This is a genomic window from Staphylococcus sp. LCT-H4, from assembly GCF_001866145.1.
GTDB classification, from domain to species: domain Bacteria; phylum Bacillota; class Bacilli; order Staphylococcales; family Staphylococcaceae; genus Staphylococcus; species Staphylococcus succinus.
In genome coordinates this window covers 346,348-363,156 of record NZ_MODY01000002.1, presented here as the reverse complement: position 1 = coordinate 363,156, position 16,809 = coordinate 346,348, and the positions used below count along the sequence as shown (strand labels likewise).

Here is a 16,809-nt window from a genome sequence, read left to right as displayed (position 1 = left end):
CTAGCTTACAATAATTGCTTCTTAAAAAATTTAAAATAATAAGAAGATACTTATAAAATTTTTTTGTGTAAATTAACAACCTACCTTTCAAACTTGCTAAAGCCTATATCTAGTGCCATTAGCCGTTTTAAACGAAAGATACTTTCTTATTTAAAACGATTACAATTACAAATTTTACTATCTTTACTTATTTGTAGTAGTTTATAAAAAAGCATATAATATATATAAGTAAGCTGATTATAGAAAATTGGTATATCGATGCAAGGTAAGGTATGATTAAACCATATTAAATTTAATAACTTACATTGTAGCATTTAAGGAAGCTTTACTATCTCATAAGATTAAAGTTATTGTGTTTTATGAGTTTTCTGTAAATGCTCAACACAATATTTACTAGAGGGGTATTACAAAATGAAAAATTTAGTACTGTTAGGTGGCGGCTATGGTAATATGCGCATTATGTCACATATTTTACCTAATGCTCTACCAGAAAATTATTCTATTACATTAATCGACCGTATGCCGTATCATGGTTTAAAACCAGAGTTTTACGAATTGGCTGCTGGTACTAAATCCGATAAGGATATTCGTATGAGTTTCCCTGACTCTGATCGTATTAATAATGTTTATGGAGAAATCAATGATATTAATTTAGATGATCAAATTGTATCGGTTGGTAATACTAAAGTAGACTATGATGAATTAGTCATCGGTTTAGGCTGTGAAGATAAATATCATAATGTGCCTGGCGCTGAAGAATATACGCATAGTATCCAAACATTATCAAAATCTCGTGAAACATTCCATCATCTTAGTGAATTACCAAATGGCGCTAAAGTAGGAATTGTTGGTGCTGGTTTAAGTGGTATAGAGTTAGCAAGCGAATTACGTGAAAGCCGTGAAGATTTACAAATCTTCCTATATGACAGAGGTGAACGAATTTTAAGTCGTTTCCCAGAAAAATTAAGTACTTATATCGAAAAATGGTTCAGTAAAAATAACGTTACTGTCGTACCAAATTCGGATATCAATCGTGTTGAACCTGGTCGTATTTATAATAACGATGTACCAGAAGATGTAGATTTAATCGTCTGGACTGCCGGTATTCAACCCGTAGAAGTCGTTAGAAATTTACCAATTGATATCAGTAAAGGTGGCCGCGTGATTTTAAATCAATATCACCAAGTACCAACTTATACTAATGTATATGTTGTTGGAGATTGTGCTGAACTACCACATGCACCAAGTGCCCAATTAGCTGAAGCCCAAGGTGACCAAATCGCAGATGTTATGAAACTACAATGGCAAGGTAAAAAATTACCTGACAAAATGCCTGAAATTAAAATTCAAGGTTTCTTAGGTTCTCTTGGAGATAAAAAAGGGTTTGCTTATATTATGGATCGTACCGTAACAGGTCGCCTAGCTTCAATCCTAAAATCAGGCGTACTTTGGCTATATAAATACCATAATGGTTAGACAAATATTGAGTCTGTAAGTTAATGACTACAGATAACTAATAACTAAAAAAGATGGTTTCTATGTCATTTTACATGGAAATCATCTTTTTTATGTGTGCTTATCATTTAGTTTTTAATACTCCAAAATGGTCTGTTAAATATCGTGAACTAACAATTTATTGTTTATCCATAAATTGAGTAATGTCTTTTAATTGTACATAGCCATCTGTGACATATTCATCGTTCATTGTAATTAGAGGATAAAACAATTCATCTTCTTGTATACGTTCTATATATTGTTCATCGTGATCAGTTAAATTTTCTGTATCCTTTTCAATATCAATATAAGTAAATTCAAAATGCATTTCCGGATATTTTCTTTTTAATAATGGCTGCAACCAATCATAGGTATTACGTGCGGTTGGTGCATTAACACAACTTGCACATACAACATCTGCACCATAGACAACTACGCTCACTTTATTCATTTAGGCTTATCCCCTTTTATCTTGATTTATAGATTTTTCAGTACATTTCTATTATAATAAAAAGATAAGTAGAAAATGAAATAATTTACTTGAAAGGAGGCATATCCATGCCAACTGAAAACGTAACAATGTTTGATCAAGTAGCAGAAGTTATTGAAAGATTACGTCCTTTCTTACTACGTGATGGTGGTGACTGTTCACTCATCGATGTAGAAGATGGTATTGTTAAATTACAATTACATGGGGCGTGCGGTACATGTCCTAGTTCAACAATCACTTTAAAAGCCGGTATCGAACGTGCTTTACATGAAGAAGTACCCGGAGTAATAGAAGTAGAACAAGTATTCTAATTGATACAATAATCATATATAAATAAAGAACGTCTTAAGATATAATTTCTATCGAACATTTCTAGCCTATCCATATATTTGGATAGGCTTTTTTTATTAAAATTATCATGGTCATTGTTTTAATAATTTCATTTACGATAATGTTGAAAACGGTTTAACCCTTTGCATTAAATTCGTTGTATTTTCATTTTATTTATGTCACCTCATATTCATTTAAACATTTTTTTATCATTTGACTTACTTCCACGTAAAAGCTACACTCTAATTGACCACATCGGTCATTTCATTTAGAAAGGAGCAATTGCTTATTAATTATATGTTTACTCAACTACACAAAGATAAACAGAATAATATTATTAATGTTGCAATGAATGAATTTGTAAAAAATGGTTTTGACAAAGCCTCTACGAATCATATTGTAAAAAAAGCTCATATTTCCAAAGGGTCATTGTTTAATTATTTCAATAATAAAAAGGATTTATATTTATACCTCATTGATTTCAGTATTCAAACTATAGAAACTATGTATGAACATATTGATTTTAAAGAAAGAGATTTATTCCAGAGAATTGAAAACATAGGATTACAAAAATTATACATACAACAAAAGTCACCTAAAGTGTTTGATTTTTTAAAATCCTTATCTCAAGAAAGCTCAGCTGACGTACAAGATATCATTAAAGCAAAAATAAGTTTAACTTATGAAGAAGGTACAAAAAAGATATTTCATAACCTTGATTATTCTAAATTTCGAGAAGATATTGATATTGAAAAAGCTATAGAAATACTAAATTGGACGATGCTTGGATTTGGAACAAAAACACTTACGCAAATCACTACTTTTGATAATTCATCTCAATTTGGTGAGACATACCTAAATGAATGGAAACAATACGCCCAGATATTAAAATATAGTTTTTACAAATAAACATTTGGAAAGAAGCGTGCATTGCTATGGAGAAAATTATTAAAGTCAGTAATTTACAAAAAAAATTCGGTAAATTTGAAGCATTACGTGATGTAACATTCTCAGTCAATTGTGGTGAAGTTGTTGGCTTCATTGGACCTAATGGCGCTGGTAAATCTACTACCTTACGCACTTTATTAGGCGTCATCAAACGAGACAAAGGCGATGTAGAAATATTTGGTAAGGATGTTTGGAAAGAAAGTACAGAAATTCATAAAAGAATATCCTATGTACCTGGGGACGTCGTATTGTGGGGCAATTTATCTGGCGGTGAAATCATTGATTTATTTATGAAATTACATGGCTGTGGCGACAAACAAAAACGTGATGCTTTAATACAACGTTTTGAATTAGATCCAAAGAAAAAAGCCAAAGGTTATTCAAAAGGAAATCGTCAAAAAGTTGGTTTAATTGCAGCGTTAGCCGTAGAATCAGATTTATATATCTTTGATGAACCGACATCGGGCTTAGATCCTCTAATGGAAAAAGTTTTCCAAGAAGAAGTTGAACAACTTAAAAAATCTGGAAAGACAATTTTACTATCTTCACATATTCTAAGTGAAGTTGAAAGGTTGGCTGACAGAGTAGTTATTATTCGACAAGGAGAAATTGTAGAAAGTGGTACACTTCATGAATTACGCCATTTAACACGATCCACAATTACCATAGAAACCGAAAGAGATGTGGCTAAAATAGCTACTTTAGATGGAGTATTTGACTTTGTACAGGTTCACAATCAAGCGACATTTTCGGTAGATAACCAATATCTCAACGATATTTTAATCCAACTAACTCAATTAAACATAAAAAAAATAGAATCTATCCCTCCAACACTTGAAGATTTGTTTATTCGTCATTATGAAAATTAAGTTAATGAAATGAGGGCTGCTTTATGAAAGAAAGCTTTATATACTGGAACCTTCTCTTTTTAGAACATTTAAAAAGAGATTGGAAAAAAATCATAATTTGGATTTGCGGACTTTCTGTATTTTCATCTGCCTTTATTCCATCATTTGAAGAGATTGCAAAAGGTAATGGTTTAAGTGGTATGTTCGAAACTTTAAAAAACCCTGCAATGATTTCAATGGTTGGGACCACGCCTATTGTTCAAGCAACTCAATACACTTTAGGTGCCCTTTATGCACATGAAATGCTATTGTTTTGTAGTTTACTTTCAATGATTATATCTCTTTTACACGTAATTGCACATACACGTAAAGAAGAAGACATAGGTCTTTCAGAATTCGTGCGTGCTTTCAAGGTAGGTAGGCAATCAAACACCTTCTCAGTATTTGTAGAAATCATTCTTATTAATGCGATAGTATCCATTTTTATCACTGGTATATTATTGAGTTTTAATGCTCAAACAATCACTATGCAGGGTTCGCTATTATATGGCGCAACAATTGGTATTGCGGGTATTATTGGTGCAAGTATTGCTCTTTTAACCGCTCAAATAATGCCGAATGCTTCCGCCTCAACTGGATTGGCACTTAGTATCGTAGGGTTACTTTATATTATTCGAGGTGCCACAGATATCACGAATGTTGAATTAGCTAAATTCAACCCTATTGGTTGGACTTATATCACTTACCCATTCACAGAAAATAATTGGGGCCCTTTAGGATTTGCTGTTATTTTCATTGTAATTATTGTAGTAATAGCTTTTATACTTGAATCCTCACGTGATATGGGTACGAGTTATATACCTGAAATAAAAGGTAGACCCACAGCCAAAAATTCTTTGCTATCGGTTAGGGGTTTATTGCTTAAAATAAATAAAGGAACTATAATAAGCTGGTTTATTGCTTTTATAATAATGGGTATTGCTTATGGTTCAATTTATGGAGATATGCAAACCTTTTTAGCAAGTAATGAATTAATGAAACAAATGTTTTCACAATCTAATGTATCTATAGAAGCTTCATTTACAAGTAAAATTGTAATCGTAATGATTTCTTTAGTGACAATATTACCTATCGCAATCATCAACAAATTATTTAATGAAGAAAACAAAGCACATCTAAATCAAATGAGTGCTACAAAAGTGACACGCAATCATCTATATTGGACCAATATAGGTTTAGCACTTTGTACAGGTATAATCGGCATATTTTTAACTGTATTCAGTCTTGGCGTTACAGCACTTACAGTAATGACGCATCATGAAAATATAGATTTAGCGGATTTCCTTATCGCCGGTTACAATTTATTGCCAGTAGTATTATTTTTCACGAGTATGACTGCTCTAGTACTTGGTTGGATACCTAAAATAGGTAAATTGATTTATTTATATCTTGGTTATGCCTTTGCAATAAATTATTTTGGCGAAGTTTTAGAATTTCCAACATGGTTTTCAAAAACTTCTGCTTTAAATTGGCTGCCACCGATGCCAAAAGAAAGTTTTGAATTCTCTACCTTTTTTATAGTAGGTATAATCAGCCTCGTATTAATGTTTATAGGCTACTTAGGGTATATCAAACGTGATTGGATTGGATAAGCATCTATGACGCTATAAAATAAAAAGGTAGCCTTAAAATAAGGCTACCTTTTTATAATTTATATATCAGACTTATGCTAGAGAAAATAGTGTTCACTTTAAAAGTCACTTATATGTTTCTCAATGTGTTCACCTATATAACTCCAGCCTTTCCATCCAATGTGTACAGCATCACTTACGACATAAGGTTCATAATCTTTGTCTGTCATATCATAGACATGACCGTCTCTTTGTTCTATCGTTTGATTAATTTTTTTATAAACCTTTTGTCGTCTATCTTTATCAATACCAATATGATCATACCATTTACCATTAGATGGTAAATTAATATATGTTACATCTGCACCCGCTTCATGTAATGTATCTACAAGTAATGCTAGATCTTTAAATTCTGGGGAGTTAATATTAAATTCATAATCTCGATTAATTTTACGTTTGTGTTGTTTTATTAAATCCCAGTATTTATCTCTAATACCAAATTCATTTGACTTCACTTGATTGGAACCATACGCTTCAGCGCGATTTCGAATTGTCTTCCATGAGTCTGATTTATTTACTATGGGTTCTACATGTGAAAGTGGTGAACTACGTACTGGAAAAATAGACTTAATTGCTTCAATTTTTTTTAATTGATTGTCTTTGAAACTAGAAATATAATTCCCCTTCACTGCATTAGGGTGATGAGCTACTTGCTTTAGATAGCTTCTATTTTCGACCTTTTTAAATTGCAATAATCTTCGCGCATAGCGTTGCTTTAGTTTTGGGCTTAAAGTGTCTTGATTAAACAACTGATTTAACTGCGCTTGAGATATACGTGCTTTAAAGTTGGAATTGGTCAAACCATGATTTGTAAACCACTGTGGTGAAATGATAAAGGCCATTTTCTTACCTTTTAAATTGTCACATTGTGATGCTAATTCCACAGCATTTACTAAATCAGTCGAACCTCCCGTACCAATTAGAAACGGTTTTTGAGATATTTCTTTTTTCCCATTTAATACTATGGCTGGATTAAATGGGTCATCTTTTTCAAGTTCACTTGAACCATAAATGGGATAATAATCATTAGATTGATACATCTTATCTTGAACCAATGTACCTTTAAGTACTTGATCAGTTAAAGCTATGCGTTGTGATTCTAATGTTTTACTATTAATGAAACCTGTAAACCAACTGGCAGGCATGATTAAGAAAATTCCAAACAATAACAGACTTACAATAATTGGTATAAATGGTTTCAATTTCATCTTAATGCTTCTAATACTGCTACTATCTTATTAGGTGTCGCCCATTCATCTCTATCAAAATCCATAATAGATACTTCAATATCTAATTTATTTTGAATTTCTAGTAAAAGTCCTACCGTTTGGAATGAATCTATAATACCTTCTTCAAATAATTCCACATCTGGGTTTTCTTTAACCACACTACTTTCACTAACGTCTTCCAATACATCTAATACTTGATTTCTAAATTCCATAATAATTTTTCCTCCAATTTTTTAAAATAATTTCCCTGAAAAGATTAGAAAACCAAAAGCTACAAAATGAAACGTTATGATGATGCTTATTATTGTAGTTATTTGATTTTTCCATCTAGGGGGATGAGTTTTTCTCCATCTTTCATAATATCCATAACCTATAAATAGTAATGCATGATATAAGCCATAAGCAATATAGTAAATTTCAATGCCATGCCATATCCCCATGATTATAAAATTGAGTGAAAAGGCAATATTAGACATTGCAAATTGGCTTTTTAATAACTTCTTCTTAGATAAGAAAAATAAAGTTCTCATATAAATACAATCTCTAAACCAAAATGAAAGGGTCATATGCCATCTATTCCAAAAATCTTTAATATTTTTAGCTTTAAATGGTTGTTTAAAATTTGGCGGTGTTTGTATGCCATATATATAACTAAAAGCAATTGCAAATAGTGAGTATCCAGCAAAATCAAAGAATAAATACAAACTGTAGGCATACATATAAAGCCATTTTGTAGTAAACCCATTAAAATCTAGCATCAACGGATTAATGGCATAGACTTGAATTAAGTACGCAATAATATATTTGTATAAAAATCCAATCATAATAAAGTGAACAGCCTTCAATAACATCTGATGATATTGCATACCGCTTGGTATTTTTTGATCGTCTTTTGCAAACCTTTTATAACGATCTATAGGACCTGATGATATTGTAGGGAAGAATGATATAAATTGGATGATTTTCCAGAAGTTTACCTCTTTAATTGAACCATCACGTATTTCCATTAACAATTGAACACTTTTAAAGGTAATATAAGAAATACCTAAAAATCCAATTAATTCAACAACCTTACTCTCATGAAAATGTATGCTTGAAGCGCCTATCAAGGAACTTTGAGCTATTTTAACAATGACTAGCGGTAAAATAGATAGTACGATAACTATAAAAAATTTACTAAACATATTATTTTTTGCACGTGATTTCCAATAATATAATATAATTGCGACTTGCCACAGGATATACAGTATAAAGTTAATAAATTGTACACTTAACCATGTTTGTCCAAATAGATTATGTTTATCCGAAGAGAATATGAGTTCAATCATTACGAGTGTGCTGAGCCCGTTATAAATACGACTTCTTTTACCTTGTAACCCCAATATAATAACTGGTATTAATAATACAAATGCAATTAAAAAGAAAGTAAATGTGCCATAAGGAATCATTAATTTACACCCTCAGCTATCTTTTTACGATCTAATTTACCGTTGACCGTTAATGGTAATTTATCCGTAAAGTGTATTTTTTTAGGAATCATATACTCGGGAATATGTTCCTTTAATGCTCCTTTAATATCACGAGTCATTTCTTGTTCAGTTAAATCAATATGATTTGGTCTATTAGATACAACCACTGCATGTATTTGTGTGACTTTGTTGTCTTTATATATAGGCACGACAACCGCTTCTTTAACACAGTCTATCTGTCTCAATTGAAATTCAATTTCTTCTAATTCCATCCGATAGCCGTTCAATTTAATTTGAAAATCTATACGACCGTTAATAAACCACTGCTTGTCTCTTTGCTCAGCTTTATCACCGGTGTGATAAGCGCGTTGGTTATTGGCTTTTTTAAATACCTTATTCGTTTTAATCTCGTCGTATACATAGCCCATACTGACACAATCGCCAGTTATAATAAGTTCATCATTATGTCCTAAAATTAAGGAAGTTCCCGGCCTTGGCGTCCCCACTGGTAACGGGTTATACTCGCGTAATATCTCTTCTGTTATTAAAATACTAGTAACAGCTACAGTGGCTTCAGTTGGGCCATAAGTATTATAGATCCATGCAGAAGGAAAACGTTGTAAAAGCATTTTAGCAGTTCTATGTGCAAATATTTCACCGCAGAAGAAAAACTCTTTTAAACTAGCGTATTTCGTCTCTGTTAACTGTGGTAACATCAAGCACATTTCCATAAATGATGGCGTTGAAACCCATACATTAATTTTTGCTTCATCCAACATCTCACTGAGTTGTTTAGGTTTATTAATCATCATCTTATCGACTAAATTTAAAGTCCCCGACGTTGCTAAACAAGGATATATAGCCATCACTGATAAATCGAAAGAAAATGGCGCCTGATTTAACCATTGTTGATATTCTCCTAATTGATTCAGATTGACCATCCATCGGGTAAAGTCGTTTAGACTTTTATAACTAATTTGTACACCTTTAGGCTCCCCTGTAGAACCAGATGTAAATATTGTATAAGCAATATCATCTGCATTAATTTTAGACTCAAATGTAAGTTCGAAAGTATTGTTTTTTATTGTATTGATATCAATCACATTTAATTCAAATTGCTCAATGTTTTCATCAGTTGTATTGATTAAAAATTGAGGATTTATTTTTTTTATAATTGTGCGCAAACGGTCTTGAGGTAAAGATGTATCCAAGGGTACATAACCACATCCTGCTTTAATACTAGCAATCATTGCTACAATCATAAACGGCGACATGTGACCATACGCTATAATAGGTCTATCCGTTTCTTGTATCATACGAGCAAGTATATTCGAATATTGATTTAATTCTTTATAGGTTAATCGCTCATAATTATGTTGCACAGCTATGTGATGTGGGCAATTTTTTTCACTTTCACTTAATGATTGAATTATATCTTTCATGCTTGTCTCCTTCATTAAAATTCATTATAAATAAAGTTATTATGTGTATCACCACTACCATAAATTAAATATAGTGCTATAAATATTACAAGATATAATAGCGTTAGCAAGTATGGTTTCACTGTGAGATATTTAGTATTACCTTTATCGTTATTCATAATTCACCTCTTTTACAATTATTGAATGTAAGTATTTAAATCTATCTAAAATATGTATAACGACTTTTTACAAATTTCCCAATTTATTATACATTCTTTTCAACGATATTACAATTTAATAAACAATTTCCTATATAACAAATATGTTATATTGAATACGTCTCAAATTTTGAGCATATTTTTTAAAATAAAAAATAAAAGCCGATAGAAATCCTAAAAAGGAACTCTACCAGCTTTTATTATTATAAATTATGCTATAATCTATTCACTTTAATAACTTTACATACATTTTTAAATAGCTTTTATAGGCGTTTTGGGTTGTTTATTGCTTAAAACTAAGCGAATATTATCAACACAAAGTTGAATCATACGATTTCTAGTAATAACTGATGCACTTCCAATATGAGGCACAATCAATGCGTTGCTCATAGAGAGTAGTGGATGCGACATATCTATCGGCTCTTGTCGCAAAACATCAAGACCACAAGCTGCTATTTCTCCTTCTTGCAGTGCTTTGACAAGCGCTTGTTCATCTACAACTGCGCCACGACCAATATTAATAAAAATGGCATCATTTTTCATTTTCTTAAATGCCGCTTCATTAAATTTATCACGTGTATCTTCTGTAAGCGGCGCTGTACAAACAATAAAATCACTATTTTCTAATAATGTATCAAATGATACATATAATGCACCTAATTTTTCTTCAGCATCTTTATATCTCGTTCTATTATGATACATAATATTCGTGTTAAATCCCTTAAGTCGACGTGCAAAAGCTTTACCTATGTCGCCCATGCCGAATATCCCGACTTTAGTATTGTATAAATCTTTACCTGCTAGTAAATAAGGTCCCCAACTCTGCCATTCGCCTCTTTGCACATATTGTTCAGCTTCAACAATGCGTCGCGCTACACTTAACAATAATGTGATACCTAATTCAGCTGTCGTTTCTGTAAGTACTTCAGGCGTATTCGTAGCGATAATACCTTTACTATGCACTAATGGTACATCAATATTATCAAATCCAACTGCCATATTAGCAATTACTTTGAGATGTGGTGCAGACTCTATAACAGCTTCATCAATTTTCTCACTTAACGTAATAAAGCATGCTGTAGCATCTTTTAATGAATCTAAAAACTTTTCTCTCGGCATTGGTGTGTATGACTCATTCCATACTTCAACTTCTGCAAATGCTTCTAGTTGTTCTATAAATGGTTGTGGTATCTTTCTTGTTACGATGACTTTTTCCATTCAATCACTCCTACCTTTTGAGTTCGTTGATAACTTCATTTAAATCTTTAAACGTGTATGTCGGAGGTACATCTTTCACTTCAATTTCTTCTTTCGTAGTCACGCCAGTTTGGACATGAATTGTATCTATATTAACATTAATCCCAGATAAAATGTCAGTATCATACAAATCACCAACCATTGCTACTGCAGATGGATCGATGTCTAATGTTTCTAGAGCCTTATTCATGATAATAGGTTGCGGTTTGCCTATAAATGTAGGTTGAACACCCGTTGACACTGACACCACACTTGTTATCGCGCCATTACCAGGTAAAAATCCACGTTCTTTAGGAATAGATAAGTCTTGATTCGTTGAAATAAATTTGGCACCATTACGTACACCAAGTGTCGCAGTTGCTAATTTTTCATAAGTTACCGCTTCATCTAAACCAATAACCACATAGTCTACAAATTCATCATCTTTGATTTCTAAACCATAGGCTTTTAAAGCTGTTTCTAAGCCACTACCGCCTAACATATAGACTGAAGCGCCGGGCGCTTCCTCAGCTATATATTCTGCAGTAGCAAGCGCTGAGGTAACGACTTCATTAGGCTTTGCATCTATGCCCATTGTATGTAATTTTGAAGCTACATCTTCAGGCTCTTTACTTGAATTATTCGTCACATATAGGTGTGGTATTTGTTGTTGATTCAAATATTCTATAAATTGTGCTGCCCCATCGATAATTTCATTACCTTTATATAACGTCCCATCTAAATCTATAAGATAAGCTTTATAATTTTTCATTTCTGTTTACTCTCCCTTTTTACCAAATGCTGTAATCGGTACATCTTCATTTTTTAAAAATTGTGTTACTTCTTTAATGTATTGCTGATAATATGCTAAAGATTCATCAAAGAGTGGCACTAATTTGTTTACGTCTAATTCATCATAATAATGGACAAAGTGCTTTCTAACTTCGACCGTTTGATTAATCTGCACCTGTGTTTCTTTAGAAATTACATTTTCTAACTCTAAAATATCAATAACATCCTTATAATTTCCAGGATCTCTTAATATAAAAGCATCAATAATCATATTGCCAATATCGACAGCTGATTCTATAAACATCTGTGAAATACGTTCAAATGCATAATGATTATCTTTATTTTGAGGATAATCTGTTATTAATTGTTGTAAGTAATTTAACTTTGTATTTAATTGATTCTTATTCACGAAATACATTATTTTCACCCCTATTAATGTCATCATACCATACCTTTGCAGTCGAATTCATTTATGGTTATACTAAATATTAAGACTTTATTGGGTTAGTAAAATTCAATGTTTAACGAATTATTTTTTATAAATCACAATCTATTATTAGGAGCGTTTTAACATGATTGATATGTATCTATATGACGATGATGAATCTGCACAAGTCCAATTTGTTGGTTTTGTTGGTGAGCACAGTCGCTATGATTTAATGTTAGTACAAACAAACCGCCATTATGGTAAATCTATTGTCCTCAATATGCAAACGAATAAGTTTGGTATTATAGGAACTGATGATTTAGAAGAAGAAGGTTATATTTCCCATATACTTGGCGTGAATGAAGAAGAAGGCAACGAAATTACTGAATACCTTAACGAAATCATTCAATAAAACAATAAATCATTTATATCAAATATATTAATAAAGAACCAAGCGTCTATGTATGACACTTGGTTCTTTATTTGTCCGTTCGTTGTATACTTGGCTGAATCTTCACATCATGAAGCTTATTCTCTTCGAATTCAGCATCAGCTATACGTGTATCATCTATATGACGCTTTGCTTCCTTTTCAGAAACACGTCTTAAAATAAAATAAGGGCAACCAAAGTTACAATACTCTAACAGATAATCTTGTATTGTGGAAAATCGTTTACTTAATTCTGCTTTTTTATTTGTATCATTATAAAACCCTTTTAATCTTAATTGATCATACCCAAAATCGCCTACTATAAAATCATATTTATCTAAAATATCAGAATAACGATTTGCAAATGTTTCTTCGTCAAATGATGCTCTATAATCTTCAATTATTTCAAAGTATTGTTCATTCACTTTTATCATTTCATTCACCTAATCTAAATATGTCACATATCAATGTAGTATTAAGAAGTGCTATTACATTTCACGACATATATGAATTATATTTCTAATAAAGACTTAGCTCACAAGAATACGCTGTATTGAAGCATAATTCTTTATTGAACTAAGTCTTTGATTTCTATCTTAAATTATTATAAATTTGTCTCTTGATTCAACTGTTCTTCACCTAAACGTTGTCTCTCTTTTGCTGCTTCATTAACTTGCTCATCAGCATGATATGAACTACGTACAAGAGGTCCAGCTTGGCAATGTTTAAAACCTTTGTCCATTGCTATTTTTCTTAATTTACCAAATTCTAGTGGTGTGTAGTATTTTTCAACTTTTAAATGTTTGCGTGAAGGTTGCAAATATTGTCCAATTGTTAAAATATCTACATCATTTGCACGTAAGTCATCCATTGTTTCATAAATTTCTTCGTGTGTCTCACCTAATCCAACCATCAAACTAGATTTCGTTGGAATATCTGGTTGTAATTCTTTTGAACGTCTTAAGAATTCTAATGTACGATCGTAAGTCGCTCGCGCACGAACTCTTGGCGTTAAGCGGCGTACGGTTTCGATATTGTGGTTAAGTATATCTGGTTTCGAAGCCATTAACGTTTCTAAAGCTTCAAAATCTCCACCCATATCAGAAGGTAAAATTTCAATTGAAGTAAACGGATTACGTTCACGTACTTTACGTACTGTTTCTGCATATACGTTAGAACCAGCATCTCTTAAATCATCACGTGCTACTGCTGTAATTACAACATGTTTCAAGTTCATTAATTCAACAGATTCAGCTACACGTTCTGGTTCGTCTAAATCTAATTCGTTCGGCAAGCCAGTCTTTACTGCACAAAAGCGACAAGCACGTGTACACACTGCACCTAAAATCATAAAAGTAGCAGTACGTCGTTCTCCCCAACATTCATGTATATTCGGACATTTTGCTTCTTCGCAAACTGTGTGTAAATTCTTTTCACGCATCATTTTCTTAAGACCAGTGTAGTTTTCGTTTGTGTTCAGCTTTATTTTCAGCCAATCTGGTTTACGTAAAATTTCTTCATTTTTAGTAGCCATAACCGCACAATCCTCCTGATTTGAAATCTCTACTCATTATAACGAAATTTTCACTAAATTAAAACGTAAATCGGTTATAATTTAATATTCTAGTAATTTCTCTTTAAATATATCTCTTAAAAACTCGGGCATTAAATAATCTGTCGGTTGGTCTTTGAGTGTTGGAAAGTAACGACCAAAGGTATACATATCTATAGTTCCCAATATATATGTAGTTTCGTCATCAATCTCTTCACCGTTTATAAAATACTTTGATTCTGATTCAATAAAGCCTAAATTATACAGAATATATCCTCCAAAGATATCACCTCTAAACCCTAATCCTTGCGCATGTTCATTAATATATTCTTGTTTTTGGCTTTTTAATATTACATTTTTTAATTCTTGCCCGTTCAGTTTAATACGTACGACATTGATAGGATGTGGTAACATTTGATGAATGTCATATTCTGTCACTTCATCTGCAATAACATCCTTAACAATAAGGCCAGCGTTAATAATTGTACAATCAGCATTAGTAAATTCAAATACACTTTCAGCTAACATATATGCCGTTTGTGAAATGACATTCGTCTTTCTAGGTAAATTCACAGGACGATTGATAATAGCATCACTTAAAAGCGCCTTGCCCTCAGCTTCAAAATTTGTTTCAAAGTCTGGTAATGTTTCAACCGGATGCAACTTAGCTACTTTGTTCACAACGCTTTTATTTTCAATTTCTAATGTCACTTCACCTAAAAAGTAACCATATTTACCCGCTGCAGCCATTAATACACCATTATTCATTTCACCCTGTTCAAAATAATGATGTGTGTGACTCCCTAAAATCAAGTCAATCTCTGGAATCTCTTGACATAATTTTTCATCAAAGAATACACCTACATGACTCATAATTATAAGTAAATCATATGCGCCTTCATTGGCTTGCACTTCATCCTTAATTGCTTCTAATGGATTGGTTACTACCCAATCTAAAGCACGGTAAAACGGTGTGAACGGAGCTGTAGCAGCAATAAATAAAATTCGCACACCTTCAATTTCTTTAATGTAAGAAGGTGACATATTACGGGGTAAACGTCCCTGTTCATCAAAAACATTTGAACATGTTACATGAAAATTTGCTTTATCGTATAGCGTATTTAGCGCATCATGTGAAATCGTCATGCCTTCATTGTTACCAATCGTTGCAAGATCACATTGTGCTTGATTTAACAACTCTACATTTTTAATACCCATTGTAGCCTCTGTGACTGGCGCAGATAAATCAACATGGTCGCCGATATCTAAATAAAGAGAGGGATGATCCAACTTCGGTCTTGCCTCAGCTAAATAAGCTGAAATACGTGCGTATTCATGTAGATGACTGTGTATATCATTAGTATGATAAATCGTTAACTCCATCTCTAATTCCCTCCTCTAATACTTATAAAAATGCTTTTATTATTAAATATATACCCATTAACAACATGACTGTACGCAATAGATTTACAACTGTAGATGATTGAATAGAATGGTTAACTTTCACACCTATTTTAGCACCAAAATAACTAGCTATGATTAAGACGATAGAATAAATCCACGCCACATGTCCGAGCGCTATATGACCTACCGAACTCATCACACTTGAGAAGAATATCATCATCATACTTGTTCCAACTGCAACATGAGGTGGGAACCTAAATACGATGAGCATTAATGGGGTCATTAATGCTCCCCCACCAATTCCAAATAATCCCGTTAAAATACCAATAAATAGTGTTGCTATAAATGCAATAACAGGTGGTACACTATAGTGATAGGTTGTCCCATTACCATCGACATATGTACGTTGATACTTGGGTTTATCAAAAACTTTCAATGGTTTAATTTTGTTTCTTATCATTAGTAATATAGCTACAAATATTAAAAATATACCAAAATATAGGTTAAATGATTCTAATGTTAAATAACGACTTAGTATTGAGCCAATGAGCGACCCTGGTAACAAACCAATTAAAAATATAGATCCATTTTTCACATCGACTTGCTTTGTTTTCAAATAACCTAACGTAGATGATAGACCTGTCACAATTAATATTACAGATGACGTTCCTATTGCTATTTGTGGTGTAATGCCTTGGAGTAAATCATTATCTACGCCGAGATAAACGAGCGTAGGCACGATGATGATTCCACCGCCAATACCTACTAATGACCCAATAATTGCTGATAAGCCACCAATTATGATCAATAATACTATAGTTAACATTTTAT

At 32.3% G+C, this 16,809-nt stretch carries 19 protein-coding genes; 6 read left to right on the top strand and 13 right to left on the bottom strand.

Annotated elements, in window-relative coordinates:
- Positions 1–411 precede the first annotated feature (411 nt).
- Positions 412–1,476, top strand: a complete 1,065-nt coding sequence (locus BK821_RS06725) for an NAD(P)/FAD-dependent oxidoreductase (RefSeq protein ID WP_046837315.1) — start codon at positions 412–414, stop codon at positions 1,474–1,476.
- Positions 1,477–1,633: 157 nt separating this feature from the next.
- On the opposite strand, the gene BK821_RS06720 is transcribed toward BK821_RS06725, so the two are convergent.
- Positions 1,634–1,945, bottom strand: coding sequence for a YuzD family protein (locus BK821_RS06720; protein WP_046837314.1), 312 nt, complete (start codon positions 1,943–1,945; stop codon positions 1,634–1,636).
- 107 nt (positions 1,946–2,052) lie between these two features.
- On the opposite strand from BK821_RS06720, the gene BK821_RS06715 reads away from it, so the two are divergent.
- From BK821_RS06715 to BK821_RS06700, 4 genes are all read left to right on the top strand, one after another.
- The gene (locus tag BK821_RS06715; RefSeq protein WP_046837313.1) at positions 2,053–2,295 is read left to right on the top strand and encodes a NifU family protein; all 243 of its coding nucleotides are present in this window, start codon (positions 2,053–2,055) and stop codon (positions 2,293–2,295) included.
- A 301-nt stretch (positions 2,296–2,596) separates the two neighbouring features.
- Complete coding sequence (locus BK821_RS06710) at positions 2,597–3,223, top strand: TetR/AcrR family transcriptional regulator (RefSeq protein ID WP_071331454.1); 627 nt, start codon at positions 2,597–2,599, stop codon at positions 3,221–3,223.
- Positions 3,224–3,249: 26 nt separating this feature from the next.
- On the top strand, positions 3,250–4,131 hold the full coding sequence (locus tag BK821_RS06705; RefSeq protein ID WP_046837311.1) for an ABC transporter ATP-binding protein: 882 nt from the start codon (positions 3,250–3,252) through the stop codon (positions 4,129–4,131).
- A 23-nt stretch (positions 4,132–4,154) separates the two neighbouring features.
- Entirely contained in the window at positions 4,155–5,762 is a 1,608-nt protein-coding gene (locus tag BK821_RS06700) for an ABC transporter permease (RefSeq protein WP_071331453.1), read from the top strand.
- A 98-nt stretch (positions 5,763–5,860) separates the two neighbouring features.
- On the opposite strand, the gene dltD is transcribed toward BK821_RS06700, so the two are convergent.
- The 8 genes from dltD to BK821_RS06660 form a co-directional block, all read right to left on the bottom strand.
- Positions 5,861–7,009, bottom strand: a complete 1,149-nt coding sequence (gene dltD / locus BK821_RS06695) for a D-alanyl-lipoteichoic acid biosynthesis protein DltD (RefSeq protein WP_046837309.1) — start codon at positions 7,007–7,009, stop codon at positions 5,861–5,863.
- Complete coding sequence (gene dltC, locus BK821_RS06690) at positions 7,006–7,242, bottom strand: D-alanine--poly(phosphoribitol) ligase subunit 2 (RefSeq protein WP_046837308.1); 237 nt, start codon at positions 7,240–7,242, stop codon at positions 7,006–7,008. The genes dltD and dltC overlap by 4 nt, the downstream gene beginning before the upstream one ends.
- 21 nt (positions 7,243–7,263) lie before the next feature.
- Positions 7,264–8,478 carry a D-alanyl-lipoteichoic acid biosynthesis protein DltB gene (gene dltB, locus BK821_RS06685; protein WP_071331452.1) on the bottom strand — a complete coding sequence of 405 codons (1,215 nt, stop codon included), beginning with the start codon at positions 8,476–8,478 and terminating at the stop codon, positions 7,264–7,266.
- A complete protein-coding gene (gene dltA, locus BK821_RS06680) occupies positions 8,478–9,941 on the bottom strand; it encodes a D-alanine--poly(phosphoribitol) ligase subunit DltA (RefSeq protein ID WP_071331451.1) in 1,464 nt (487 codons plus the stop codon). Before dltA ends, dltB begins: the two co-directional genes overlap by 1 nt.
- Before the next feature lie 14 nt (positions 9,942–9,955).
- Complete coding sequence (locus BK821_RS06675; protein ID WP_046837305.1) at positions 9,956–10,099, bottom strand: teichoic acid D-Ala incorporation-associated protein DltX; 144 nt, start codon at positions 10,097–10,099, stop codon at positions 9,956–9,958.
- A 291-nt stretch (positions 10,100–10,390) separates the two neighbouring features.
- On the bottom strand, positions 10,391–11,356 hold the full coding sequence (locus tag BK821_RS06670) for a 2-hydroxyacid dehydrogenase (protein ID WP_071331450.1): 966 nt from the start codon (positions 11,354–11,356) through the stop codon (positions 10,391–10,393).
- Positions 11,357–11,366: 10 nt separating this feature from the next.
- Positions 11,367–12,146, bottom strand: a complete 780-nt coding sequence (locus BK821_RS06665; RefSeq protein WP_046837303.1) for a TIGR01457 family HAD-type hydrolase — start codon at positions 12,144–12,146, stop codon at positions 11,367–11,369.
- 6 nt (positions 12,147–12,152) lie between these two features.
- Positions 12,153–12,584, bottom strand: a complete 432-nt coding sequence (locus BK821_RS06660; protein WP_071331449.1) for a DUF86 domain-containing protein — start codon at positions 12,582–12,584, stop codon at positions 12,153–12,155.
- A gap of 154 nt (positions 12,585–12,738) precedes the next feature.
- On the opposite strand from BK821_RS06660, the gene BK821_RS06655 reads away from it, so the two are divergent.
- Complete coding sequence (locus tag BK821_RS06655; protein WP_046837301.1) at positions 12,739–13,005, top strand: DUF3055 domain-containing protein; 267 nt, start codon at positions 12,739–12,741, stop codon at positions 13,003–13,005.
- A gap of 67 nt (positions 13,006–13,072) precedes the next feature.
- Here the strand turns inward: BK821_RS06655 and BK821_RS06650 are convergent, their stop codons facing one another.
- The 4 genes from BK821_RS06650 to BK821_RS06635 form a co-directional block, all read right to left on the bottom strand.
- Complete coding sequence (locus tag BK821_RS06650) at positions 13,073–13,456, bottom strand: YutD family protein (RefSeq protein WP_071331448.1); 384 nt, start codon at positions 13,454–13,456, stop codon at positions 13,073–13,075.
- 170 nt (positions 13,457–13,626) lie between these two features.
- On the bottom strand, positions 13,627–14,556 hold the full coding sequence (gene lipA / locus BK821_RS06645; protein ID WP_046837299.1) for a lipoyl synthase: 930 nt from the start codon (positions 14,554–14,556) through the stop codon (positions 13,627–13,629).
- 81 nt (positions 14,557–14,637) lie between these two features.
- Complete coding sequence (locus BK821_RS06640; protein WP_071331447.1) at positions 14,638–15,957, bottom strand: bifunctional metallophosphatase/5'-nucleotidase; 1,320 nt, start codon at positions 15,955–15,957, stop codon at positions 14,638–14,640.
- Between the two features lie 22 nt (positions 15,958–15,979).
- Complete coding sequence (locus tag BK821_RS06635) at positions 15,980–16,804, bottom strand: sulfite exporter TauE/SafE family protein (protein ID WP_046837297.1); 825 nt, start codon at positions 16,802–16,804, stop codon at positions 15,980–15,982.
- Positions 16,805–16,809 lie beyond the last annotated feature (5 nt).